A 21854-nucleotide genomic window follows, 5' to 3' on the forward strand; every position below is an offset into this window, starting at 1 on the left:
CCGTGCCTGTGCCGTCCCTGCCCGCCCTGGTCGACCGCGCCGCGGGCCTGGTGGACCGGCCGGGTCGGGTCGTGCTCGGCATCACCGGGCCGCCCGGTGCCGGCAAGTCCACGCTGGCCTCGCTGTTGCTCGACTCGCTGCGATCACACTTGGGGCCCGACGCCGTCGGCCATCTGCCGATGGACGGCTTCCACCTCGCCGACGTCCAGCTCGAGCGGCTCGGCCGGCGCGACCGCAAGGGGGCGCCGGACACCTTCGACGTGGACGGCTACGTCGCGGCACTGCGCCGGCTCCACGACGAGCCCGACGGGACGCTCTACGTCCCGGGGTTCGAGCGCGACCTCGAGCAGCCCATCGCCGCGGCGATCGCGATCGAGCCGTCCGCGCGGCTGGTGATGACTGAGGGCAACTACCTCCTGCTCACCGGCGACGGCTGGGAGCGCGTACGCCCCCTGCTCGCCGAGGCGTGGTTCGTCGACGTCGACCCCGACGTACGACGCGAGCGGCTGGTCCGCCGCCACGAGCAGTTCGGCAAGTCGCCCGACGCCGCTCGGGCGTGGGTCGAGGCCGTCGACGAGCCGAACGCCGCGCTGGTCGCGGCGACGCGGGACGCCGCGGACGTCGTCGTGCCGCTCGACCGCTTCTGACGGCCGCCGGGGCGCGCCGGTCGACCGAGGGCTACGGCGCCGTCCGCTTCCCGGGCACCACGAGACCGTGCTCGTAGCACAGGACCACGGCCTGCACCCTGCTCGTGATGCCGAGCTTGGCGAAGACACGGTTGACGTGCGACTTCACCGTCGCGCGGGACACGAACAGCGTCGCCGCGATCTCGTCGTTCGAACGACCCTCGCCAACCAGCACGAGGACCTCGCGCTCGCGTCGGGTCAGCCCAGTCGTGAGACGGTCCGCGCTGCCCGGCGCCGGACGCGCGACGTGCTGCTCGATCAGCCGCCGGGTCAGCTCCGGCGCGAGCAGCGCCTCGCCGCGAGCCACGGTGTCCACGCCCTCGACCAGCCGGGCCGCGGGGGTGGTCTTGAGCAGGAAGCCCGCCGCACCGTGCCGCAGGGCGGCGTGGACGAGCTCGTCGAGGTCGTACGTCGTCAGCACCAGCACGCGGGTCGGGGTGCCCTCGGCCACGAGGAGCCGCGTCGCCTCGATGCCGTCGAGGACCGGCATCCGGATGTCCATCAGGCACACGTCGGGGCCCAGTCGTCGTACGGCCTCGATGCCGGCTCGTCCGTCGGCGGCCTCTCCGGCGACGGTGACGCCGCGTGACTCGAGCATGACCCGGAGGCCGGCGCGGACCATCTCCTGGTCGTCCACGACCACCACGCTCGTCACACCGACTCCTCGAGAGGCAGTGCAGCTCGGACGGAGAAGCCGCCACCCGGAGCGGGGCCTGCTGACAGCGAACCGCCGAAGACCGCGACGCGTTCGCGCATCCCCACGAGCCCGTGCCCGTGGCCGCCCGGGACCAGCACCGGAGTGCCTCCGGAGGTGCTCGTGAGCGCCACCTCGACGCCGCCTGCCGAGCGCCGGTAGCAGACCTGCACGCGAGCGCCCGGCGCGTGCTTGAGCGCGTTCGTGAGCCCCTCCTCGACGATCCGGTAGAGCGAGAGGTCGACGCCGGCCGGCAGTCCGTCCGTGCTTCCCTCCATCGCGAGCGCCACGTCGAGCCCCGAGCCGCGGTAGGCGTCGACGAGGCGCGGGAGGTCGGCAGCAGCGGGTTGCGGCGACACGTCCGAGTCGTCCTCGTCACGCAGGAGCCCGAGCAGCCGGCCGGTCTCGGCCAGCGCTTCCCGGCCCGCCCGTTGGATCTCCTCGAGCGACGCGTCGACCGCCCGCTCGTCGCGTCCGAGGAGTGACTGGGCCGCCCCCGCCTGCACCACCATCACGCTGATCGAGTGGGCGATCACGTCGTGGAGCTCGCGGGCAATGCGGCGGCGCTCGGCGGCGACGGCGTGCTCGGCGACGTGCCGCTGCTCCTCGACCAGCCGGACGGCTTGGTCGGCGAGGAGGTCACGCTGGTGGACGTGGGCGAGCACGAGGCGCCCGAAGAACCAGGGGACGAACGTCAGCGCCGCCACCCAGAGCACGTCCCCCAGCGCCGGGATCGCGAGACCTCCGGCCACGTGGCGCGCGGCGTCCAGGGCGGCGACCGCTGCGGCACCTCGCCACACCGACGGCTCGTAGCGTCCGAGCGCGAAGCACGCGGCGAACAGGATGGGCAGCGGCGACGTCAGCGCGTCCCCCTCGATCCCGAGCGGCGCCGCCCCCAGCGTCACGACCGCGGCGGCGCCCGTGGCGAAGAGGAGCGGCAGGTCCCGGCGTCCCAGGAGCACGACGCAGGGCACGAGGACGTACGCGATCGCCGGCGCCGCTGCCAGTCCGCTGACGCTCAGCACCTCGACCGCGCCGACGACCGCGAGCGCGGCGGGCAGCAGCCAGTCCTCGCGGCTGATCGACCAGCGGGGCCAGTCCATCCTGGGAGGTTAGCCCCGCAGTGGCCGCCCCGGGGTCAACCCAGGGGTGGAGATGCGGTCGCCTCGGGGCCGACGCGCGGGGCGTGCTCACGCGCCTAGCGTCCGGAGCCCGCACCCGACGAGGAGGTCACCCCGATGAAGCGTCCCGACCTGTCCGAGACGACCGTACGGCGCTGCGGTCTGGCCGCCGTCGTGCTCGCGGTGGCCAGCGTCCCCCTGGCCCCCCTGAACTCGCTGGCCCGCATGAGGACACCGGACGGCCGCAGCGACCTCGAGAACCCGATGGCGGCCTGGTGGGCCGAGCCCGCGATGGACGCCGTCGGTCCGCGGCTGCTCGACTTCGCGGACGCCTCGACCGTCTACCTGACCTACGGCAAGTTCAACCTGCTGGCGGTGCTCGCGGTCCTGGCGTGTGCGGTCGCGGCACTCAGCCGACGTCCGGGGCGGGTGGGCCGGATCGAGCGCTGGGGTTGGCGCCTGACGCTGACCAGCCTCGCGGTCATGTGCGCGGGGCAGCTCGTCGTCTACTGGCTCGGCGTGGTCGACGAGGGGTACCTCGTCGTGCTGCTGGCGATGCTCGTGGGGATCTTCGGCAACGCGCTGCTGGGCCTGGGCCTGGTGCGGTCGGGCTTCCGACCACGGCTGGCGGCATGGGCGGTCCTGCTCAACCTGCCTCTCAGCGTCGCGCTGGTGTCGGTGGCGACGCAGGCGACCGGCATGTGGCCGATGATGCTGGCCTGGGGGCTCATCGGGTGGTCGCTGTGGCGCGATCCCGCGCGGCGCCCGGCACGGACGACGGTCAGGGGTACGGCGCCGGTCGGGGCGACCCGGCCCGCGTAGCGCAGGGCCGATCGGACCGCGCGCACCACCAGCGGAAACTCGTCGACCCGGACGGGAACCATGTGGCCCGTCCGGTGCGACAGTGCTGGTATGGGCAGCAGCGCGGCACCCGCGGACCAGGACGACACCGTCCTGGTGGCGCTCGTGGCCGACGGTGACACCGCAGCGCTCGAGGAGCTCTACGGCCGCCACGCGGCCTGGCTCGTCGCGCGGCTGATGCGCCGCTGCCACGACTCCGACGTCGTCCTCGACGTCGTGCAGGACACCTTCGTCACGGTGTGGAGGGACGCCCGGCGCTACCGCGGCACAGGGGAGGTCGCGGGCTGGCTGTGGGGCATCGCCTTCCGACGGATGGTGTCGCGGCTCCGGTCGCGCAAGGACGTCGTGCTCCTCCCCGAGTGGGACACCGTCGGCCGGGGGCAGGTCCCCGCGGCCGAGGACCAGGTGCTGCTCGGGGTGGAGTACGGCGACCTGGCCGGGGCGCTCGCCGGCCTGTCCCCCGAGTTCCGCTCCGTCGTCCAGGCGTGCGTGCTGGACGGGCTGACCACCAGGGAGGCCGGCCGGCTGCTCGGCGTCCGGGAGAACACGGTGAAGACGCGCCTGCATCGGGCCAAGGCCCAGCTGCGGGGATCCCTCGCCCTGGCACAGGAGGAATGGCGATGACCACCACCTGGCACGTCCACGACGACCTGCTCGCGGCGTACGTCGACGGCCGCCTGGACGCGATCGTCGGCGCCTCGGTCGAGCAGCACCTGTCTCGGTGCGCCGACTGCCGCGCGTCCACGACGCCGCTCGTCGACCCCCAGCTGCTGGCCCGCGGGTGGGCCGGCGTCCGCGCCGCCGTCGAGTCGCCGCCGCTGCCGCTGCCCGCGCGACTGGCCCGACGCTGTGGCGTCCCCGAGCCCACCGCCGTGCTGCTCGCGGCGACCACCTCGCTGCGCACGGCGTGGCTGGTCGCGGCGTTCCTGGCCCTGTCGTTCGCCACCCTCGCGACGGTGGTCAGCGGCGAGACGATGCTGGCCCCGTTCCTGCTGGTGGCGCCCCTCGTGCCGGCGATCGGGGTGGCCGCGGCCTACGGCCCCCAGAACGACCCCCTCGAGTCGCTGGTCGTGACGGCTCCCTACGGGCGGACCCGGCTGATCCTCGTCCGCACCCTCGCCGTCCTCGTCTCGGTCCTGCCGGTCACCGCCGCCCTCGGCCTCCTCCTCCCCGGACCCGCGTGGCTGGCCGCGGCGTGGCTCGGGCCGGCGCTCGCGCTCGTACCTGTCCTGCTGGCCCTGTCGAGCTTCGTGGGCCCCCGCGCCGGTGTCGCAGTCGTCGTCCTCGCGTGGAGCGCCCTCGTCGTCTTCTCCCTGCGCGGGTTCCCCGCCACCTGGCCGGTCGAGGCGACCCAGCAGCTCGCCTACCTGTCCCTCGCGGTCGTCGCGGCCGCCGTCCTCCTCGTCAGGTCCCGCCTGGACCGGCGGATCGGAGCCGTGCTGTGAACACCGTCGAGCTCACCGGAGTCACCAAGGCCTACGGCAGCACCCGCGCCCTCGACGCGGTCGACCTGTCCTTCGACCGCGGGATCACCGGGCTGCTCGGCCCCAACGGCGCCGGCAAGACCACGCTGCTGCGCATCGTCGCCACCTCGATCGCCGCCGACGGTGGCGAGGTCCGGCTGCTCGACCGGGATCCGCACGGCTCGCAGGCCGAGGTGACCGCGATCCGCCGCCAGCTGGGCTACCTGCCCCAGGAGCTGGGCTACCCCGCCGACATGACGGCCTTCGGGTTCGTGGAGTACGTCGCCGTGCTCAAGGAGTGGAACGACCGGCGCCGTCGTCACGCCGAGGTACGCCGCGTGCTCGAGCTGGTCGGCCTCGGCGACCTCGCGACGAAGCGCGTCGCCAGGCTGTCCGGCGGCCAGCGGCGCCGCGTCGCACTGGCTCAGGCGCTGCTCGGTGACCCGCGGATCCTCGTGCTCGACGAGCCGACCACGGGGCTCGACCCGACGCAGCGCGCCGACCTGCGGCGCACCCTGTCCGTCATCGCCGGCGGCTGCGCCGTCCTGCTCTCCACGCACCAGACCGAGGACGTGGCCGCGCTGTGCGAGCGCGTCGTCGTCCTCGCCAGTGGCACCGTCCGCTTCGACGGGACGGTCACCGACCTCGTCGCCACCGCCGTCGGCCGGGTCTGGACCTGCGACGAGCCGGGACCCGACGCGCTCGTCAGCTGGCGCACCGGCACCGGTCGCCACCACGTCGTCGGCGGCACGCCACCCCCGGGCGCCGACCCGGCCGAGCCCACGCTCGAGGACGCCTACCTCCTCATGCTCGGCGCCGACGCCCGAGCCGCGCACGTGCCCGCCTGAGCCTTCTCTCGAGCGCTGCTCGAGCCCGTCCACTCGCCGTTACCACCCCAGGAGTCACCATGGCCGACAGCCTTGCCCTGCCCACCACCCGCACCGCCAGCCTCGGCAGCATGGCCGGGATCGAGGCTCGACGCCTGCTCCGCAACCCGATCTTCCTGGTCGGGGTCGCATTGGCCTTCGGTGTCCTCGCTCTCATGGTCGCGACCAACGAGGACCCGGCCTACACGGACCTGCTGCCGATCCCGCTGGTCCCGGCCTTCTTCGTCGGTCTGACCAGCCTGGTCGCGATGGCCCGGCAGACCCGATCCACCGAGGCAGCGGTCGAGGCCGTCGGCACGGCACCCCGCACCGAGGCGCAGCGCACCGTGGCGCTCGTCTCCGTGTGCCTGATCCCGTTCGCCGTCGGGCTGCTGTTCGTGGTGGCCGAGGTGGTCATCGCCCAGTCGGTCGGGGTGGCGGATCAGGAGTGGTGGTTCGCCACGCTGCCCGACTGGCAGGTCTGGAGCATCCTCCTCGCCAGCGGACCCGTGGCGTGCCTCGGCGGCGCCCTGCTGGGCGTCCTGACCGGTCGGTGGCTCCGCTTCCCGGGTGCGCCCGCGGTCGTGGCCGTGGCTGCGGTCCTGCTCAGCTTCGCCGGCTCCGTCCCGATCGCGTACGGCTCTGGGTCCGAGCTGCGCCTGTGGGTGCCGTGGGCCATGTGGCACTCCGGCACGCTGGAGGACGGCACCCAGGAGCTGATGGCCGGCAACCCGGCGGCCTACCTCGGCTACGTCCTCAGCCTGTGCGCCGCAGCCGCCCTCGTCGCCGTCTGGCACGACCGGACTGCGCGCACCCCGCGGCTGCGCACCGCGATCCTCGGCACGGTCGTGGTCGGCCTCGCCTGCCTCGTCCTGTCGATGACCACGGGGCCGTCCGCCAACCGCGTCTCCGAGCCGGTCCCGTTCCGGGTGGAGTGATGGCGCCACGGTGGTGGTACCTCCGGCACGGCGTCGCGTGGTCCGCGCTGCTGGGCTGCTGCGGCGCCGCCCTGGCGGCCGCCGGGGCGCTGGCCCGCTGGCCGTCGACGGCGGTCGTCCTGCTGCCGGCACTTCTCGCCTGCTGCGCCGCGGGAGCCGGGTTCGCCTTCGACGAGCGCGCTGCAGCGGTCGTCGCCGTCACCCCGCGCGGCGCCGGGTGGCGGCGTACGACGCGACTCGTCGCGGCTGCCGTCCCCCTCGTCGTGTGGGTCGCCGTCGTCCTCGTGCGACCGGGCGACCTGCCGCTCGACCGGTGGGCGTGGTGGTCCGTGGGCGCCGCCGCCCTCGTCCTGGTCTCCGGCGCCGCGGCCCTGGCCTCGCGGCGACAGGTGGAGAACCCCGGCTCCCTGCTCGCCTCCGTCGCGGCGCTGGCCGTCATGTCGCCGGTGGTGGTGAGTGGGTTCCTCGGGTGGGAGTCGGCCTACCCGATGGGCGGCTTGACCGCGTCGACGTGGACGTTCTGGTGGATCGTCGCCGCGGCAGGCGCCACAGCGTGGGCCGTCGCGCTGCGGCCGGGCATCCGCGCCTGACCGGCTCTCACTCCTCCGGGTTCTTGGGCGGACGACCGCGCTTGGGGACCGGGCCGGCGTCGCGGGGGGCTCGGCCGGCCTTGCGGAGCGCGTCGCGCAGCACCATCTCGACCTGGGCGTTGACGCTGCGCAGCTCGTCGGCCGCCCACCGTTGAAGGGCGGAGTGCACCGCGGGGTCGAGGCGCAGCAGCACCGCCTTGCGCTCCGGACCCCGTGGGTTGGCCTCCGGCTCCGCGCCCGACTCCGTGCTCGAATCGCTGCCCATGACCCGATGCCGCTCAGGTGTAGAGCGACCCGGCGTTGACCACCGGGGTCGTGCCCCGCTCGGAGCACAGCACCACCAGCAGGTTGGACACCATGGCCGCCTTGCGCTCGGCGTCCAGCTCGACGATGTCCTTGCGCTCGAGCTGGGCCAGCGCGCTCTCGACCATCCCGACCGCTCCGTCGACGATCTTCTCGCGGGCCGCGATGACGGCCGAGGCCTGCTGGCGCTGCAGCATCGCCTGCGCGATCTCGGGGGCGTACGCCAGCGCGGAGATCCGCACCTCGATCACCTCCAGGCCGGCCAGAGCGATGCGGGCCGCGACCTCGGCGGCCAGCTCGGCGGAGATGACCTCGGTGTCGCCGCGGAGGGTGACCTCGGTGACCGCGTTGTCGTAGGGGTGGCTCATCGCCACGTGGCGCAGCGCCGACTCGGCCTGCACGGCCACGAAGTCCTCGTAGTCCTCGACCGCGAACGTCGCCCGCGCGGTGTCGGCGACCTGCCAGACGACGATCGCGGCGATGTTGATCGGGTTGCCGTCGGCGTCGTTGACCTTGAGCTCGTTGGTCTCGAAGTTGTGCACCCGCACCGAGACGTTGCGCCGCGTCGTGAGCGGGACGAGCATCCGCAGGCCGGGCTTGCGGACCGTGCCGACGTAGCGGCCGAAGAACTGCACGACCCGGGTCTGGCCCGGCGCCACGATGGTCAGCGACGCGGAGAGGATCAGTCCGAGCAGGCCGAGGAGCGCGCCACCGACCATCTGGCCGGCGCCGCCGCGGCCCGCGTCGGCGTCGATGACGCCGAGCACGAACAGCCACGTGCCGACCACCAGGAGCGCCAGCGAGACGACGAGCCCGGCGAAGCCGTCGATGGACCAGGCCGTGCGCTCGGTGACGTCGACGCGGGTGCCGTCGTGCCCGACCGGTCGACCGGCGGGCGCCCCGCCCTCCGACTCGTCGGTGTGGCTCGTGTCCTGCACCTGCTGGTCCTCGCTCATGTCTCCCCCTCCTGGAATGTGATGGCAAATGGATATCACATTTGTCGCCGCTCCGCCCGCCGGCCCCGGTCCGCTGGGACGTGCGCGCGATGATCTCCCCATGACGGAGCGCAACGTCCTCGGCGGCGAGCTGGACCCCTGCGGCACCGACCCCCTCACCGGCTTCCACCGCGACGGCACGTGCACGGTCGGCCCGCAGGACGTCGGCCTGCACGCGATCTGCGCGGTCATGACCGAGGAGTTCCTGACCCACCAGGCCCTGGTGGGCAACGACCTCGCCACCCCGCGCCCCGAGTGGCACTTCCCCGGCCTGGTGCCGGGCGACCGGTGGTGCGTGGTCGCCGTCCGTTGGCTGCAGGCGTACGACGCCGGGGTGGCCGCACCGGTCGTGCTGTCGGCGACCTCCGAGCGCGCGCTGGACGTCGTACCCCTCGAGGTGCTGCGGGCGCACTCGGTGGACGTGCCCCCGGACCTCAGCGCACTGTGAGCCGATGGCCCGCCGTCCCGGCAGGAGGATCCTCGTGGCGCTCGCCGTCGTGCTGCTCGTCGCCGGGCTCGCCCTCACTGCCGTGTGGGGCCTGCAGCGGCAGCTGATCTACTTCCCCGACGCGACCGACGTCCCGCCCGCGGCCGAGGCGCTCCCCGGCGCCCGCGACGTGACGCTGCGGACGTCCGACGGGCTCGAGCTGGGTGCGTGGTACCTCCCGGCCGACGGCGCGAACGACATCGGGATGGCCGTGCTGATGGCGCCCGGCAACGGCGGCAACCGCGCCGGGCGGACCGGCCTCGCGCGCCAGCTCTCCGACCGCGGGCTCAGCGTGCTGCTGCTCGACTACCGCGGCTACGGCGGCAACCCCAGCACCCCCACCGAGAAGGGGTTGGCCGCCGACGCCGACGCCGCGGTGCGCGCACTGGCCGAGCTCGGCCACCCCCTCGACCGCACCATCTTCTTCGGGGAGTCGTTGGGCACCGGCGTGGTCGCCGGCCTCCAGCAGCGGCACCGGCCGGCCGGGGTCGTGCTGAGGTCACCGTTCACCGAGCTCGCCGACGTCGGCCGCCACCACTACCCGTGGCTGCCCGTGCGCACGCTGCTCCGCGACCGGTTACCCGTGCTCGGCCCGCTCGCTGCGAGCAACGTTCCTGTCACCGTGATCTACGGCGACCGTGATGGCGTGGTGCCGACCGAGCTGAGTGCGCGGGTCGCCGACGGCGTGCCGTCCCTCGTCGAGCGGGTGGTGCTGCGAGGTGCGGACCACAACGATGCGGTGATGTTCGGGCCGCGGGTGGCCGATGCTGTGGAGCGGCTCGCGCGGGAGGTGGGGTGAACCTGGCCGATCACTTCTGTTGCTTCTGCTGCTTCGCTTTCTTGTTCTTCTTCTCGCGCTCCTGCATAACAGGATGCTTGCAGTCGGCTCCGCGGACACGTCGGGGACGGACTTCTTCGCATCGATCAGTGGCGGTACCGGCTGAGCGCGACGCGACCCAGACCCGGTTCGTCGCCCGCGCTCGCGCGGCACGCGCCGTCTGACACGCCTTGCGTCAATCGGTGGGTCCATCTTCAGTTAAGTTGGCGCAATGGAGGCATCCGCCAGTGGCCCGTGGGCTGACGCGAACCGGCGGGATGCAACAGCCATGGTTAGGCAGATCCACGTCGTTGGCGCGGTCATCATCTCGCGATGCAATGTGTTGTGCGTCCAACGCGGACCGGACGGACCGCTGCCCCTGATGTGGGAGTTCCCCGGAGGCAAGATTGAAGCCGGCGAGACGCCACAAGCGGCATTGAAGCGCGAGATTTACGAGGAGCTCCTTTGCGAGGTCGCCGTGGGTGACGAGGTCACTACGACCAGCTACAAGTACGAGTTCGGCGTCGTGCACCTGACGACGTTCTACTGCGAACTCGTGTACGGCTCGCCGCAACTCGTGGAGCACGCGGCCCTGAAGTGGAGCGATGCACGTCAGTTGCGATCGCTCGAGTGGGCTCCCGCGGACATACCTGCGATCGAGATTATCCAGCATCGACTTGGACCTGCACAGACAAGCAACTGAACCTAATTCCGCACGGGCGTCGTTGGCAGGAAAGCCAGACTTGCCCCATCAATCCTGGCAAGCTCTCACCTCGTGCAGCATCCCCGTCACTTAGCGACCGGTCTCCACGAATCGCTCATCACTGACCAACTGAACGCGACTCTGCAGCTTGAAGAGTCACGACTGGTCGATCTGAGCAAAATTGACGAGGCGGACCAGCCGCACGTACTTGCGCGCCATCTTGGTGACGCCCTTCTGCGACGACTAGCAGCTATTAAGGACCCGGCCGCCCGTCTGGTTGCCGCGAACGAGCTGCTCCAAGCGATTGAGGATCCGTCGGAATCATTGATCGCACCTCTTCAGCAGCTTCATTCGTTGCGCCCCTCTCCGGGCCCGGGCCAAGCCACACGGTTCATCCACCGGCCAAAGACTCCACTCAATGACGCTGCGCTTCTGACGAACGCCCATGGAGAGCCGAGCCTGGCCTCTGAGCTTCGAGCCGAGATTGACTCCGCCGACTCCATCGACCTGTTGTGTGCGTTCGTCATGTGGCACGGTCTGCGTCTGATTGAACGTGAGCTCGCAACTGCCCGCGAAGCGGGCATCCCCATTCGCGTCGTGACCACCACCTACATCGGCGGTACCCAACGCGAGGCGCTGGACCGGCTCGTACGCGACTTCGGCGCCGAGGTCAAGATTCAGTACGACGCCAAGCGCACCCGACTCCACGCCAAGGCCTGGCTGTTCGGACGTGATTCGGGTTTCGACACCGCGTATGTCGGTTCGTCGAACCTCACCACTTCCGCGATGCTCGAGGGCGTCGAGTGGAACGTTCGGTTGAGCAAGGCGGCGACACCCAGCCTGATGGACAAGTTCCGGGCCACCTTTGACGCCTACTGGAACAGCCCAGAATTCGAGCCGTACCATCCCGACCGCGACCGGGACCGGCTTGATGACGCGCTGTTGGAAGCGAAGAACATCAAGAGTTCAGGCCGAGTCACGATCAGCCTGGTTGGCCTCGAAGTACGCCCATATCCCTTCCAGCAGGAGATGCTCGACGCTATCGAGGTCGAGCGTGTGCTCCACGACAGACATCGCAATCTGGTGGTCGCCGCGACGGGCACCGGAAAGACCGTGATCGCAGCGCTGGACTACCGCAATCTCGTCGCAAGGAGTGACGGCGGCCAGCCCAGCCTTCTTTTCGTCGCGCATCGACGAGAGATCCTCGAGCAATCCATGAGGACTTATCGAGAGGTTCTCGCTGACGGCGATTTTGGCGAGCCTACGTGGGGGGCCAACGACCCGAGCGTTGGAGACATGTGTTCGCAAGCGTTCAATCGCTGACGGCCTACGGCGTTGCGAACATCCCGTCCGATGCCTATGAGGTTGTTGTCATCGACGAGTTTCATCACGCTGAAGCCAAGACCTACCGGCGCATCCTTGACCACCTGCAGCCGCGCGAACTTCTCGGGCTAACAGCAACTCCGGAACGCGCCGATGGCACGGACGTTCGTTCCTTCTTCGATGGACGGACTGCCGCCGAGTTGCGGCTGTGGGATGCGCTTGGCGCCGACCTTCTCTGCCCGTTCCACTATTTCGGCATCGCTGATGGCACCGACCTACGACAGATCACGTGGAGCCGCGGACGCTACGACGAGGCACAACTCGCCGACGTCTACACCGGGAACGACGCTCGCGCGCGCATCGTGCTGACTCAGCTACGCGACAAGATTGCAAACGTTGGCGAGATGCGCGCATTGGGCTTCTGCGTCAGTGTGGCCCACGCCGAGTACATGACCCAGGTCTTCAAGAACGCCGGGATACCGGCTCGCACCGTCACGGGGGCAACGCCGAGCAACGAACGGTCAGAGTCTCTGCGGATGCTGAAAGCCGCCGAGGTGAACATCCTCTTCACCGTCGATGTCTTCAACGAAGGCCTCGACATCCCCGACGTCGACACCGTGCTTTTCCTGCGTCCCACCGAGAGTTCCACGATCTTCATGCAGCAGCTCGGACGTGGGTTGCGCCGAACGCAGCGGAAGGCCGTCCTCACGGTGCTCGACTTCGTCGGATACCACCGCAAGGAGTTCAACTTCGCAACTCGGTTCGCGGTCCTCACGGGCATTCACGGCAAGCGTTTGGAGAAGGCAGTGCGGGAGGAGTTCCCCTTCCTGCCGTCTGGGTGCCAGGTGCGTTTGGACAAGCAAACTCAGGACGTCGTGCTGGACAATCTCAAGTCGCAGATAGCAAGTCGTTGGGCGCAGATCGTGGCCCAACTGCGACTCACCAAGGACGACTCGTTGCAGTCATTCCTCGAGTCCTCGGGCCTTGAACTGAGTGACATCCTCCGACGCGGGAGTCATTCCTGGACCAAGTTGCGGCAGGACGCGGGTCTCGAGACGCTGCCAGGCTCGGAGCTGGAGGAGAAGCTGCTGAAGCGAGTGCGCGCCTTCGCTCACGTGGACGACCCGATGCGGGCCACGTCGTACCAGTCGCTGCTCGCCGAAGCCGGACCCGCGTACGACGATCTGTCGCCCGCCGAACAACGGATCGCGCGCATGCTCTTTTACTCATTCTGGTCTGACGGTGGTGGCTTCGCCAGCGTGTCCGAGGGGTTCGAGGCCATGCGTCGCGAGCGGGCAGCGCGCGCCGAGATCTCGACTGTGGTTGATCTGAGTTTCGATGCAGCTCGACATGTCCCGCACGCGCTCGACGGACCTTTGGCGGACGTGCCTCTCCAGGTCCACGCCCGCTACCAGCGTGAGGAGATCCTCGCCGCGCTCGACTTTCCACGCCTGCCGAATAGCTTCAGAGAAGGCGTCTTCTACTTCGCAGACCGCAACGTGGACGCCTTCTTCGTGACTCTCAAGAAGTCCGAAGCCGACTACTCCCCCACCACCATGTACGCCGACTACCCGATCTCGCGTGACCTTTTCCACTGGGAGTCGCAGTCGACCACCTCGGTCAATTCGCCTACGGGTCAGCGCTACGTGAACGGGACTTCAACGGTTCTGCTCTTCGTTCGACAGGAGCAGAAGGACGAGTTCGGCACGTCGCCCTACCTCTTCCTCGGTCCTGCGAGCTACGTGTCGCACACCGGGGACCGACCCATCGCGATCACGTGGAAGCTCCGAACTTTGATGCCAACTGACTTCTTCAACTACGCGTCCGCGTTGGCTCAGTAGCCTGAGGGAGCGCCTCGCCTCTCGGTCTCGAGCGTGTCAGGTAGCGCAGCACGTACAGGAACGGCCCCGACACCTGTGGTGTCGGGGCCGTTCCTGTTACTGAGTGGCTCGGATCAGCTGCAGCCGCTGGTGCTCCCGCAGCCCTCGCACACGTAGCACGAGCCAGCCGGGCGCATCTTCGTCCCGCAGGTCATGCAGAGCGGGGAGTCGACGGCGGTGCCGGTGAGCTGCTCGAAGAGCTCGGCCGTGGTCTTGGCCGTGCCGGTGGACATCTGAGCGGGGACCTCGCGGGCCTCGTTGCCGTGAGTGTCCTTGGTCTCGAGCTCGATGAACTCGGCGCTGGTCTCGACAGGCTCGACCGGCGAAGAGGTCGCGGGCTCGACGAGCTCGGCGGCGGAGCCCGTCTCCTCGACGAGCGGCTCGTAGGAGCCGGTCTCGAGGTGGCGCTGGCGCTCCTCGGCGGAGTAGATGCCGAGGGCGGAGCGGTCCTCGAAGGACAGGTAGTCCAGGGCGAGGCGGCGGAAGATGTAGTCCATGATCGACTGCGACATCCGCACGTCCGGGTCGTCGGTGAGGCCGGCGGGCTCGAAGCGCAGGTTGGTGAACTTCGAGACGTACGTCTCCAGCGGGACGCCGTACTGCAGACCGACCGACACCGCGATCGAGAAAGCGTCCATCACTCCGGCCAGGGTCGAACCCTGCTTGCCGAGCTTGAGGAAGACCTCGCCGAGGGTGCCGTCGTCGTGGGCACCGGAGGTCATGTAGCCCTCGGCACCGCCGACCGTGAACGACGTGGTGCGCGCGGTGCGCGACTTCGGCAGGCGCTTGCGAACCGGGGCGTAGACGACCTTCTCCACGACCTTGGTCTCGGCCGCGGCAGCAGCGTCGGCCTTGTCCGCAGCGTCCTTCTTGGCCTTGCCGCCACCGTCGGACAGGGGCTGGCCGACCTTGCAGTTGTCGCGGTAGATCGCGGTGGCCTTGAGGCCGAGCTTCCACGACTGGAGGTAGACGTCCTCGATCTCCCCGACCGTGGCGTTCTCCGGCAGGTTGACCGTCTTGGAGATCGCACCGGACAGGAACGGCTGCGCGGCGGCCATCATCCGCACGTGGCCCATCGGCTTGAGCGAGCGGGCGCCCATCGCGGTGTCGAAGATCTCGTAGTGCTCGGACTTGAGGCCCGGCGCGTCGACTACGTGGCCGTGCTCGGCGATGTAGGCGACGATCGCCTCGATCTGCTCCTGCTGGTAGCCCAGCTTCTTGAGGGCCCGCGGGATCGTCTGGTTGACGATCTGCATGGAGCCGCCGCCGACGAGCTTCTTGAACTTCACCAGCGAGAAGTCGGGCTCGATGCCGGTGGTGTCGCAGTCCATCATGAAGCCGATGGTGCCGGTCGGCGCGAGGACGGAGGCCTGCGCGTTGCGGAAGCCGTTCCTCTCACCGGTCTTGATCACGTCGGCCCAGGCCTGCGTCGCGAGCTTGTGCACGCGGCCGTCCTCGGTGTGCAGAACACGGACGACGTCGTTGGCCGCCTGGTGCTTGCGCATCACGCGCTTGTGGGCCTCGGCGTTGCGGGCGTAGCCGGCGTAGGGGCCGACGATCCCGGCGAGCTCGGCGCTGCGCTTGTAGGACGTACCGGTCATGAGCGAGGTGATCGCGGCAGCCATGGAGCGGCCGCCCTCGGAGTCGTAGCCGAGGCCCATCGCCATGAGCAGCGCGCCGAGGTTGGCGTAGCCGATGCCGAGCTGGCGGTAGTCGCGGGTCGTGTCGCCGATCGCCTCGGTCGGGAAGTCGGCGAAGCAGATCGAGATGTCCATCGCGGTGATGATGAACTCGACGGCCTTGGCGAACAGGGCCGCGTCGAAGGTGTCGTCGTCCTTGAGGAACTTCAGCAGGTTGAGGCTGGCGAGGTTGCACGACGAGTTGTCGAGCGACATGTACTCCGAGCACGGGTTGGACGCGGTGATGCGGCCGGTCTCCGGGTTGGTGTGCCAGTCGTTGATCGTATCGTCGTACTGCAGGCCCGGGTCGGCACACTCCCACGCGGCCTGGCTGATCTTGCGGAACAGGTCGCGGGCGTCGACGGTCTCGATCACCTCGCCGGTGCCGCGGGCACGCAGGCCGAACTCGGTGCCGTCCTCGACCGCACGCATGAACTCGTCGGTGACGCGGACCGAGTTGTTGGCGTTCTGGTACTGCACCGACGTGATGTCGGCGCCGCCGAGGTCCATGTCGAAGCCGGCGTCACGCAGCGCGCGGATCTTGTCCTCCTCGCGCGCCTTCGTCATCACGAACTCCTCGATGTCGGGGTGGTCGACGTCGAGCACGACCATCTTGGCCGCACGACGCGTCGCGCCGCCCGACTTGATGGTGCCCGCGGACGCGTCGGCGCCGCGCATGAAGGAGACCGGACCCGACGCCGTACCGCCGCTGGAGAGCAGCTCCTTGGACGAGCGGATGCGGGAGAGGTTGAGGCCGGCACCGGAGCCGCCCTTGAAGATGAAGCCCTCCTCCTTGTACCAGTTGAGGATCGAGTCCATCGAGTCGTCAACACTGAGGATGAAGCAGGCGCTGACCTGCTGCGGCGACGGCGTGCCGACGTTGAACCACACCGGGGAGTTGAAGGAGAAGTACTGGTTGACCAGCAGCCAGGTCAGCTCGTGCTCGAACGTCTCGGCGTCGGCGTCGCCGGCGAAGTAGCCGTTGTCGAGGCCGGCCTTGGTGTACGTCTTCACGACCCGGTCGATGAGCTGCTTGAGGCTCCACTCGCGGGCGTCGGTGCCGACGGCGCCGCGGAAGTACTTGGTGGTCACGATCGTCGAGGCGTTGACCGACCAGAAGTCGGGGAACTCCACGCCACGCTGCTCGAAGACGGTCTCGCCGGTCTTCCAGTTCTGCTGAACGACGTCGCGACGCTCCCAGGTGATGGCGTCGTAAGGGTGGGTGCCCTCGGTGCTGAAGACGCGCTCCAGCTTGAGGCCCTTGCCCTTCGCCGCTCCCTTGCGGGTGCTCACCGTCTCGGTCATGCGTTCCTCGATCCGCTCGTTGTTGCAGGTGGTGGGTGGGTCGTGCTGGTGGCGGACCTGGTCCGCGGGGCGTGGCTCGGGGAAGGGTGGTGAGCCCGGCAGGCAGCTTCCCCACTACCTGCCGGGCCGTCTGGGGTCAGCCCGTCTGGACGGGCTGATCGTCCGCGGCTCGCTCGAGCCGCAGCATCTTGATCTCGGCGTCGAAGTCGTCAGCCGACTCGAACGCGCGGTAGACGCTCGCGAAGCGGAGGTAGGCCACCTCGTCGAGCGCGCGGAGCGGGGCCAGGATCGCGAGCCCGACCTCGTTGGCGTCGAACTCGGCCTGTCCGCTGAGTCGCAGGGCGTCCTCGACCTCCTGGCCGAGGCAGGCGAGCTGGGCGTCGGTGACCGGGCGGCCCTTGCAGGCCTTGCGGACGCCGGCGATCGCCTTGTCGCGGTTGAACGGCTCGGTGGCGCCGGAGCGCTTGAGCACCGTGAGCTGCATCTTCTCGACCGTGGTGAAGCGACGGTCGCACGCCGCACAGGTGCGACGCCGGCGGATCGAACCACCGTCGTCGGCGACGCGGGAGTCGAGGACCTTGGTGTCCTCGTTCTTGCAGTAGGGACAGTGCATGGTGGTCCTCCTCTCGCGTGCTCAGGGCGCACCTCGTACACCCTGTACAACAGGGTGGCGCCTGTGGATCTTCCTGTGGACATCTAGGCTGTGCCTGTGCGTAGCCGCCAGCGGCCTGTGCACCAGATGTGGATAACTACAGCGGTGTAACTACTAGATGTAGTGGTAACCGTACGCGCCGACCACAACGCTTGGCAAGCGAATGCCGAACCTCGTCGGATCAATTTCCGACCTCGCACAAAACCGCAGGTCAGTGCTCTGCTGGCCGGTCGCGGAGCGGCGTGTCGGACCTGTCGGGTGGCCTGTTTCGACCACCCACTCAGGCCACATCGGCCACAATGGACCCCGTGTCCACGGGGAAGAGAGCAGGCTCGCGCAGAGGCGCCAGCCCGCCCCGGACGCTGAACAGGACGGCGCTCCTCATCTGCGCCGCGATCACCGTCTGCGTGGTCGCGTGGGGCTACCTCGTCTACGCCGCCATCGACTTCGGTACGGCGGCGCGCGACGGCGGCGACGGCTCCACCTGGCTGTTCATGGCGCTGGCGTGCCTCGGCGCGATCGCCTGCCTGTTCGTGGGGCTGCTGCTGGTCGCGCGCCTGATGCGGGCGCTCGGTATCACCCAGCCGCCGGACACGCCGTCGGAGCCCCGGCCGGTCGGCGGAAAGCGCGCGGCGCGCTGATCGTGGAAGATCCGAGTCACGTGGTGGCTCGGATCTTCCGTGTTGTTCAGCGGATGACGAGCTGCGGGAGGGCCTCGACGATCTGGAGGTCGGAGGCCGCGCCGGCAACGGTCAAGGTCTCTGGGATGGCGAGCCAGTCGCCGTCCCCGATGCGGTACTCCCCCGTGTAGGTCGTGTCGAGGCTGACAGCGACGGTCGCCTTCTGCGTGTAGACGTGCGTGACGTCGAGGTCAGGATGCGGCCGGCCCGGGCTAGCCGTCGTGGTGCTCGACCCGTCGCCGAACTGGAACGTGTAGCTCGTCGGCACCGCGCGGATCGAGACGGCTTGCCGGGCGATGGTGCGGACCTGGGTGATCGCCGCGTTGTCGAGCGTGTAGAAGTTGGTCTCGAAGTTCACCAGCGTCTTGCCGCCGGGAGGCTGCACGACGAGCCTCGAGGCCGGCCACTTGATGCTCTTGAACTCGCGAATGATGAGCTGGGTGATGTTGACCTCGTCGACCTCCTCGGCCGGTACGCAGACGTCGCCGACGTCCGTGCCGTCCATGTAGACGTCGTGGACAAAGCCCTCAGCCCCGTCCTCGTTGCACTCGACTTGCTCAGAACAGATGCCGCCGTTGCCGCACTGGATGGTGACGACCCAGGTGTGGCCGTCGCCGGAGCTGGAACTGGACGAGTACTCCGCGTAAGTCCAATTGCACTCGGCATTCGCCTGCTCCCACCCCACTGAGATGCAAGAAGAAGCGGCGACAGCTGGCGGCTCGCGAAGAGCGGACCCAACAAGAGACGAACTCAGAACCATGACCGCTAGGAGAGCCCGCATCACAGGATTCCGAAATGCGTCACAACCCACTCGCCGCGCTTCTTGCCCAGAGTCACGCGGATCGTTGTGCGGCCGCCCGGAAGCGTCTCCGTCGTCCCATCACCGCGGATGATCCTAGTCTCTGGCAGTTCCTTGGTCAGGTCGAAGGTAGGCGGCTCATCCCCCACGCGCTTGACCTGGACGATCTTGGAACCGGCGAATTTAGCGCTCCCGCCCTCGGCGTAGACGTCAGCAACCGACGCAACAAATGACTGGCAAGCCGCGCAGTCAGGAGTCATTGCGTCGTACTCGTCCGTCTCCCCCGTCACCTGCATCTCGTCCCCGGCCTTCACCCACCTCCGGATGAAGCCCTCCGCACTCTCCGCCTCAGCGGTTTCCGTCTCCGTCGGCTCGTCGGTCGGAGACGTCGACGTGGGCGGCGGGTCGGGCATCTTTGGCTCCGGCTTGTCCTCCGAGCACCCAGCGAGGAGCAGGGGAACGGCGAGAGCGGCGGCGAGCGCGCGGCGTACGTGCATGAGGTGCCTTCCCGAGAACAACGTCAGCAGCCCTGAAACTACCCATTCGGGCGACCGGTCAACCACCCCCGGGGACAAACCTGTGGAGAGACGCCTGAGGGTGGCGGCGGACGACATCGAACAGACGGCCGCGCAAGCAATGTGCCGCCACCCACGTGCATCGCGCGCGATCTGCCGCCACCCACGAGCGCCAGAAGCCATGTGCCGCCACCCACAAGGCAAGGCCCGCAAATGGCGCCGAGGGGCGGGCCACCAGGCCCGCCCCTCGCCTTCCCCTTGGTCCACCAGCCGGGGTCGAAGCGGCTGGTGGAGGCCTCTGCGTCAGTCGGTGACGACCGGGACGCGGAGCTTCTGGCCAGCCGAGAGGCTGGCGGAGTCGAGGGCGTTGAGCCGCTCGATCTCGGTCATCATCGACCGGACGTCGCCGTCGGTCGCGAGGTCGCTGGCGATCCCCCACAGGGTGTCGCCCGGGGTGACCTGGACGATCTCGGTCGGAGCCGCCTGGCCGGCCTCATCGGTGCCGACGGCACCGCCGGCGAGCACGAAGGCGACGGCGAGGACGAGGAACAGCGAGGTCAGGAAGACCACCAGCCGGCCGCGCCGCGACAACCGCACGGTCGAGCGGGTGCGGGTCGGGGCTGCGGCGAAAACGGGGGCAAGGCTGAGGGTGCTCATGGTGGCCTCCTGGGGAAGAATCAGCCGGTCGTGGGTGTCGAAGGAATGTCTAGTCGGAGCCACCGACAGCGGCCTGGGCCACCGGGTGTCGATCAGACGTTCGATCGAACATGTGTACGACGTTAGAGCACGTGTTCGAACAATTCAAGGACCTGTTCGAACAATCGTTCGGGACAACCCCCTCGACCGCCCTGCGTGAGAGCGACACGCGGAGTTCGAACAGGTGTTTGATCCCGCCGGCCCGGGAGGTCTACGGTGTCAGCACCCGCCACCTCCGACCGATCCCGGTCGTCCGTGAGGTGGCCACCACGCCCGGGAGGACCTGACCGAGATGGCCAAGAACGAGGACCACAACGTCGTCGAGATGCCCGACGGACCTCCCGACGCCACCGGACTGACCCCGCGTCAGCAGCGCGTGCTCGCCACCATCAAGGACTCGATCGAGACCAAGGGCTACCCGCCGAGCATGCGCGAGATCGGCCAGGCAGTGGGTCTCACGTCGTCCTCGAGCGTCGCCCACCAGCTGCGCGTCCTCGAGGGCAAGGGCTTCCTCAAGCGCGACCCCAACCGGCCGCGCGCCCTCGAGGTCTTCCTGCCCGAGGTGATGGCCGCGCGTCGCTCGATCTCCAGCGGCGAGGAGTCGAGCGTCGACGAGACCGGCATCGGCGACCTCGCCCCGACCGCCGTCAACATCCCGGTCGTCGGCCGCATCGCCGCCGGTGGCCCGATCCTCGCCGAGGAGCAGGTCACCGACGTCTTCCCGCTGCCCAAGCAGCTCGTCGGCGACGGCACGCTCTTCCTGCTCGAGGTCTCCGGTGACTCGATGGTCGACGCCGCGATCTGCAACGGCGACTACGTCGTCATCCGCCAGGAGCAGACCGCGACCAACGGCCAGATCGTCGCCGCGATGATCGACGGCGAGGCCACCGTGAAGACGTTCCAGCGCAAGGACGGCCACGTGTGGCTCCTCCCCCACAACAACGCCTACGACCCGATCCCCGGTGACAACGCCACCATCCTCGGTGTCGTCACCGCGGTGCTCCGCAGCCTCTGACCGTACGTCGCGCGCGGGGCCGTGTAGCCTCGCGCCGATGTCGCCCACCGGTCCTGACGCCATCCCGGACGCCGGGCTGTTCCGGACGCGCCCGGGCAACCGGCGCCGGCTGACCCCGGCCGGCGAGGCGGAGCTCGCCCGGCTCGCCACCGCGGGCGAGCAGTCCGGCTGGCTCAGCCCGCTGGCGTACAACTTGACCATCAGCCACAGCCACCGGTTCGTCTGGTACCGCGTCGCCAAGGTGGCGACCCGCACGATCCGGCACCATTGCGAGGCGCACGGCGTGGCCCTCGACGTCGACCACGCGATGCGGGTGCACTACCCGCTGGCCGCGTTCGCCGACTACCTCGCCTTCGCGTTCGTGCGCGACCCGCTCGACCGCTTCGTCTCCGCGTGGCACGACAAGGTCGTCGACCACAACTACTACGACTTCGACCCCGCGACGCACGAGCGGATGCAGACGGTCGAGGAGTTCGCCCGCTGGACCGCCGCGCAGGACCTGTCAGCGGTGCCGGGGACCGACCAGCACCTGACGCTGCAGAGCCGGATGATCGACCTCAACCGGGTGGACTTCGTCGGCCGCCTCGAGACGTTCGACCGGGACTTCGCCGAGGTGTGCGAGCGCATCGGTGCGCCCGCCGTACCGACCCGGCCGCAGAACCAGACGGCGCCCGGCGGGCGGGACCGGCAGGCGTCCGCCGAGCTGCGCGAGCTGGTGGCGCGGTTGTACCGCCGGGACTACCAGGTGTTCGGCTACGAGCCGGCTTGATCCGTACGCCGTCACGG

The 21854-nt window shown here is 69.5% G+C and carries 24 protein-coding genes; 15 read left to right on the plus strand and 9 right to left on the minus strand.

Going from position 1 to position 21854, the window contains the following annotated elements; all coding sequences use genetic code 11:
• Positions 1 to 2 precede the first annotated feature (2 nt).
• Positions 3 to 647: a nucleoside/nucleotide kinase family protein gene (locus SHK17_RS17400; RefSeq protein ID WP_322920139.1), complete on the plus strand. Its 645-nt coding sequence runs from the start codon at positions 3 to 5 to the stop codon at positions 645 to 647.
• Between the two features lie 31 nt (positions 648 to 678).
• Here SHK17_RS17400 and SHK17_RS17405 read toward each other — a convergent pair whose 3' ends face one another.
• Together SHK17_RS17405 and SHK17_RS17410 are read right to left on the minus strand one after the other, a co-directional pair.
• A complete protein-coding gene (locus tag SHK17_RS17405; protein WP_322920140.1) occupies positions 679 to 1341 on the minus strand; it encodes a response regulator transcription factor in 663 nt (220 codons plus the stop codon).
• A complete protein-coding gene (locus tag SHK17_RS17410) occupies positions 1338 to 2483 on the minus strand; it encodes a sensor histidine kinase (protein ID WP_322920141.1) in 1146 nt (381 codons plus the stop codon). Before SHK17_RS17410 ends, SHK17_RS17405 begins: the two co-directional genes overlap by 4 nt.
• 135 nt (positions 2484 to 2618) lie before the next feature.
• On the opposite strand from SHK17_RS17410, the gene SHK17_RS17415 reads away from it, so the two are divergent.
• The 6 genes from SHK17_RS17415 (at position 2619) to SHK17_RS17440 (ending at position 7219) form a co-directional block, all read left to right on the plus strand.
• Positions 2619 to 3323, plus strand: a complete 705-nt coding sequence (locus SHK17_RS17415; protein WP_322920142.1) for a hypothetical protein — start codon at positions 2619 to 2621, stop codon at positions 3321 to 3323.
• A gap of 90 nt (positions 3324 to 3413) precedes the next feature.
• Positions 3414 to 3986 (plus strand): RNA polymerase sigma factor, encoded by a 573-nt coding sequence (locus SHK17_RS17420; RefSeq protein WP_322920143.1) that lies wholly within the window; start codon positions 3414 to 3416, stop codon positions 3984 to 3986.
• The gene (locus tag SHK17_RS17425) at positions 3983 to 4807 is read left to right on the plus strand and encodes a zf-HC2 domain-containing protein (protein WP_322920144.1); all 825 of its coding nucleotides are present in this window, start codon (positions 3983 to 3985) and stop codon (positions 4805 to 4807) included. Before SHK17_RS17420 ends, SHK17_RS17425 begins: the two co-directional genes overlap by 4 nt.
• On the plus strand, positions 4804 to 5673 hold the full coding sequence (locus SHK17_RS17430; RefSeq protein WP_322920145.1) for an ATP-binding cassette domain-containing protein: 870 nt from the start codon (positions 4804 to 4806) through the stop codon (positions 5671 to 5673). The genes SHK17_RS17425 and SHK17_RS17430 overlap by 4 nt, the downstream gene beginning before the upstream one ends.
• Before the next feature lie 59 nt (positions 5674 to 5732).
• Complete coding sequence (locus tag SHK17_RS17435; protein ID WP_322920146.1) at positions 5733 to 6629, plus strand: hypothetical protein; 897 nt, start codon at positions 5733 to 5735, stop codon at positions 6627 to 6629.
• A complete protein-coding gene (locus SHK17_RS17440; RefSeq protein WP_322920147.1) occupies positions 6629 to 7219 on the plus strand; it encodes a hypothetical protein in 591 nt (196 codons plus the stop codon). Before SHK17_RS17435 ends, SHK17_RS17440 begins: the two co-directional genes overlap by 1 nt.
• A gap of 7 nt (positions 7220 to 7226) precedes the next feature.
• Here the strand turns inward: SHK17_RS17440 and SHK17_RS17445 are convergent, their stop codons facing one another.
• Both SHK17_RS17445 and SHK17_RS17450 read right to left on the minus strand, forming a co-directional pair.
• Positions 7227 to 7484, minus strand: a complete 258-nt coding sequence (locus SHK17_RS17445; RefSeq protein WP_322920148.1) for a toxin-antitoxin system HicB family antitoxin — start codon at positions 7482 to 7484, stop codon at positions 7227 to 7229.
• A gap of 13 nt (positions 7485 to 7497) precedes the next feature.
• Complete coding sequence (locus SHK17_RS17450; protein WP_172266505.1) at positions 7498 to 8478, minus strand: SPFH domain-containing protein; 981 nt, start codon at positions 8476 to 8478, stop codon at positions 7498 to 7500.
• A 100-nt stretch (positions 8479 to 8578) separates the two neighbouring features.
• On the opposite strand from SHK17_RS17450, the gene SHK17_RS17455 reads away from it, so the two are divergent.
• The 5 genes from SHK17_RS17455 to SHK17_RS17475 all read left to right on the plus strand — a co-directional run bounded on the left by SHK17_RS17455 (position 8579) and on the right by SHK17_RS17475 (position 13688).
• Positions 8579 to 8965 carry a DUF2237 family protein gene (locus SHK17_RS17455; protein ID WP_322920149.1) on the plus strand — a complete coding sequence of 129 codons (387 nt, stop codon included), beginning with the start codon at positions 8579 to 8581 and terminating at the stop codon, positions 8963 to 8965.
• A gap of 4 nt (positions 8966 to 8969) precedes the next feature.
• Positions 8970 to 9803 carry an alpha/beta hydrolase gene (locus tag SHK17_RS17460; RefSeq protein ID WP_322920150.1) on the plus strand — a complete coding sequence of 278 codons (834 nt, stop codon included), beginning with the start codon at positions 8970 to 8972 and terminating at the stop codon, positions 9801 to 9803.
• 250 nt (positions 9804 to 10053) lie between these two features.
• Positions 10054 to 10524 (plus strand): (deoxy)nucleoside triphosphate pyrophosphohydrolase, encoded by a 471-nt coding sequence (locus SHK17_RS17465; RefSeq protein ID WP_322920151.1) that lies wholly within the window; start codon positions 10054 to 10056, stop codon positions 10522 to 10524.
• A gap of 72 nt (positions 10525 to 10596) precedes the next feature.
• A complete protein-coding gene (locus tag SHK17_RS17470) occupies positions 10597 to 11847 on the plus strand; it encodes a DEAD/DEAH box helicase family protein (protein WP_322920152.1) in 1251 nt (416 codons plus the stop codon).
• Complete coding sequence (locus SHK17_RS17475) at positions 11823 to 13688, plus strand: DUF3427 domain-containing protein (protein WP_322920153.1); 1866 nt, start codon at positions 11823 to 11825, stop codon at positions 13686 to 13688. The genes SHK17_RS17470 and SHK17_RS17475 overlap by 25 nt, the downstream gene beginning before the upstream one ends.
• A 113-nt stretch (positions 13689 to 13801) precedes the next feature.
• Here SHK17_RS17475 and SHK17_RS17480 read toward each other — a convergent pair whose 3' ends face one another.
• A complete protein-coding gene (locus tag SHK17_RS17480; RefSeq protein WP_322920154.1) occupies positions 13802 to 16711 on the minus strand; it encodes a vitamin B12-dependent ribonucleotide reductase in 2910 nt (969 codons plus the stop codon).
• Between the two features lie 136 nt (positions 16712 to 16847).
• Positions 16848 to 17324, minus strand: coding sequence for a transcriptional regulator NrdR (gene nrdR, locus SHK17_RS17485; protein WP_172266526.1), 477 nt, complete (start codon positions 17322 to 17324; stop codon positions 16848 to 16850).
• 347 nt (positions 17325 to 17671) lie between these two features.
• Here nrdR and SHK17_RS17490 point away from each other — a divergent pair, with 347 nt between their 5' ends.
• Positions 17672 to 18004 carry a hypothetical protein gene (locus SHK17_RS17490; RefSeq protein WP_322920155.1) on the plus strand — a complete coding sequence of 111 codons (333 nt, stop codon included), beginning with the start codon at positions 17672 to 17674 and terminating at the stop codon, positions 18002 to 18004.
• A 46-nt stretch (positions 18005 to 18050) separates the two neighbouring features.
• Here the strand turns inward: SHK17_RS17490 and SHK17_RS17495 are convergent, their stop codons facing one another.
• The 3 genes from SHK17_RS17495 to SHK17_RS17505 all read right to left on the minus strand — a co-directional run bounded on the left by SHK17_RS17495 (position 18051) and on the right by SHK17_RS17505 (position 20014).
• Positions 18051 to 18728 (minus strand): hypothetical protein, encoded by a 678-nt coding sequence (locus tag SHK17_RS17495; RefSeq protein ID WP_322920156.1) that lies wholly within the window; start codon positions 18726 to 18728, stop codon positions 18051 to 18053.
• Between the two features lie 95 nt (positions 18729 to 18823).
• On the minus strand, positions 18824 to 19405 hold the full coding sequence (locus SHK17_RS17500; protein WP_322920157.1) for a hypothetical protein: 582 nt from the start codon (positions 19403 to 19405) through the stop codon (positions 18824 to 18826).
• Positions 19406 to 19660: 255 nt separating this feature from the next.
• Positions 19661 to 20014, minus strand: a complete 354-nt coding sequence (locus tag SHK17_RS17505; RefSeq protein ID WP_322920158.1) for a LysM peptidoglycan-binding domain-containing protein — start codon at positions 20012 to 20014, stop codon at positions 19661 to 19663.
• A gap of 331 nt (positions 20015 to 20345) precedes the next feature.
• On the opposite strand from SHK17_RS17505, the gene lexA reads away from it, so the two are divergent.
• Together lexA and SHK17_RS17515 are read left to right on the plus strand one after the other, a co-directional pair.
• Complete coding sequence (lexA, locus tag SHK17_RS17510; protein WP_322920159.1) at positions 20346 to 21068, plus strand: transcriptional repressor LexA; 723 nt, start codon at positions 20346 to 20348, stop codon at positions 21066 to 21068.
• Positions 21069 to 21105: 37 nt separating this feature from the next.
• Positions 21106 to 21837 (plus strand): sulfotransferase family 2 domain-containing protein, encoded by a 732-nt coding sequence (locus SHK17_RS17515; RefSeq protein WP_322920160.1) that lies wholly within the window; start codon positions 21106 to 21108, stop codon positions 21835 to 21837.
• Positions 21838 to 21854: the final 17 nt, after the last annotated feature.

Source organism: Nocardioides renjunii (assembly GCF_034661175.1).
GTDB classification, from domain to species: domain Bacteria; phylum Actinomycetota; class Actinomycetes; order Propionibacteriales; family Nocardioidaceae; genus Nocardioides; species Nocardioides renjunii.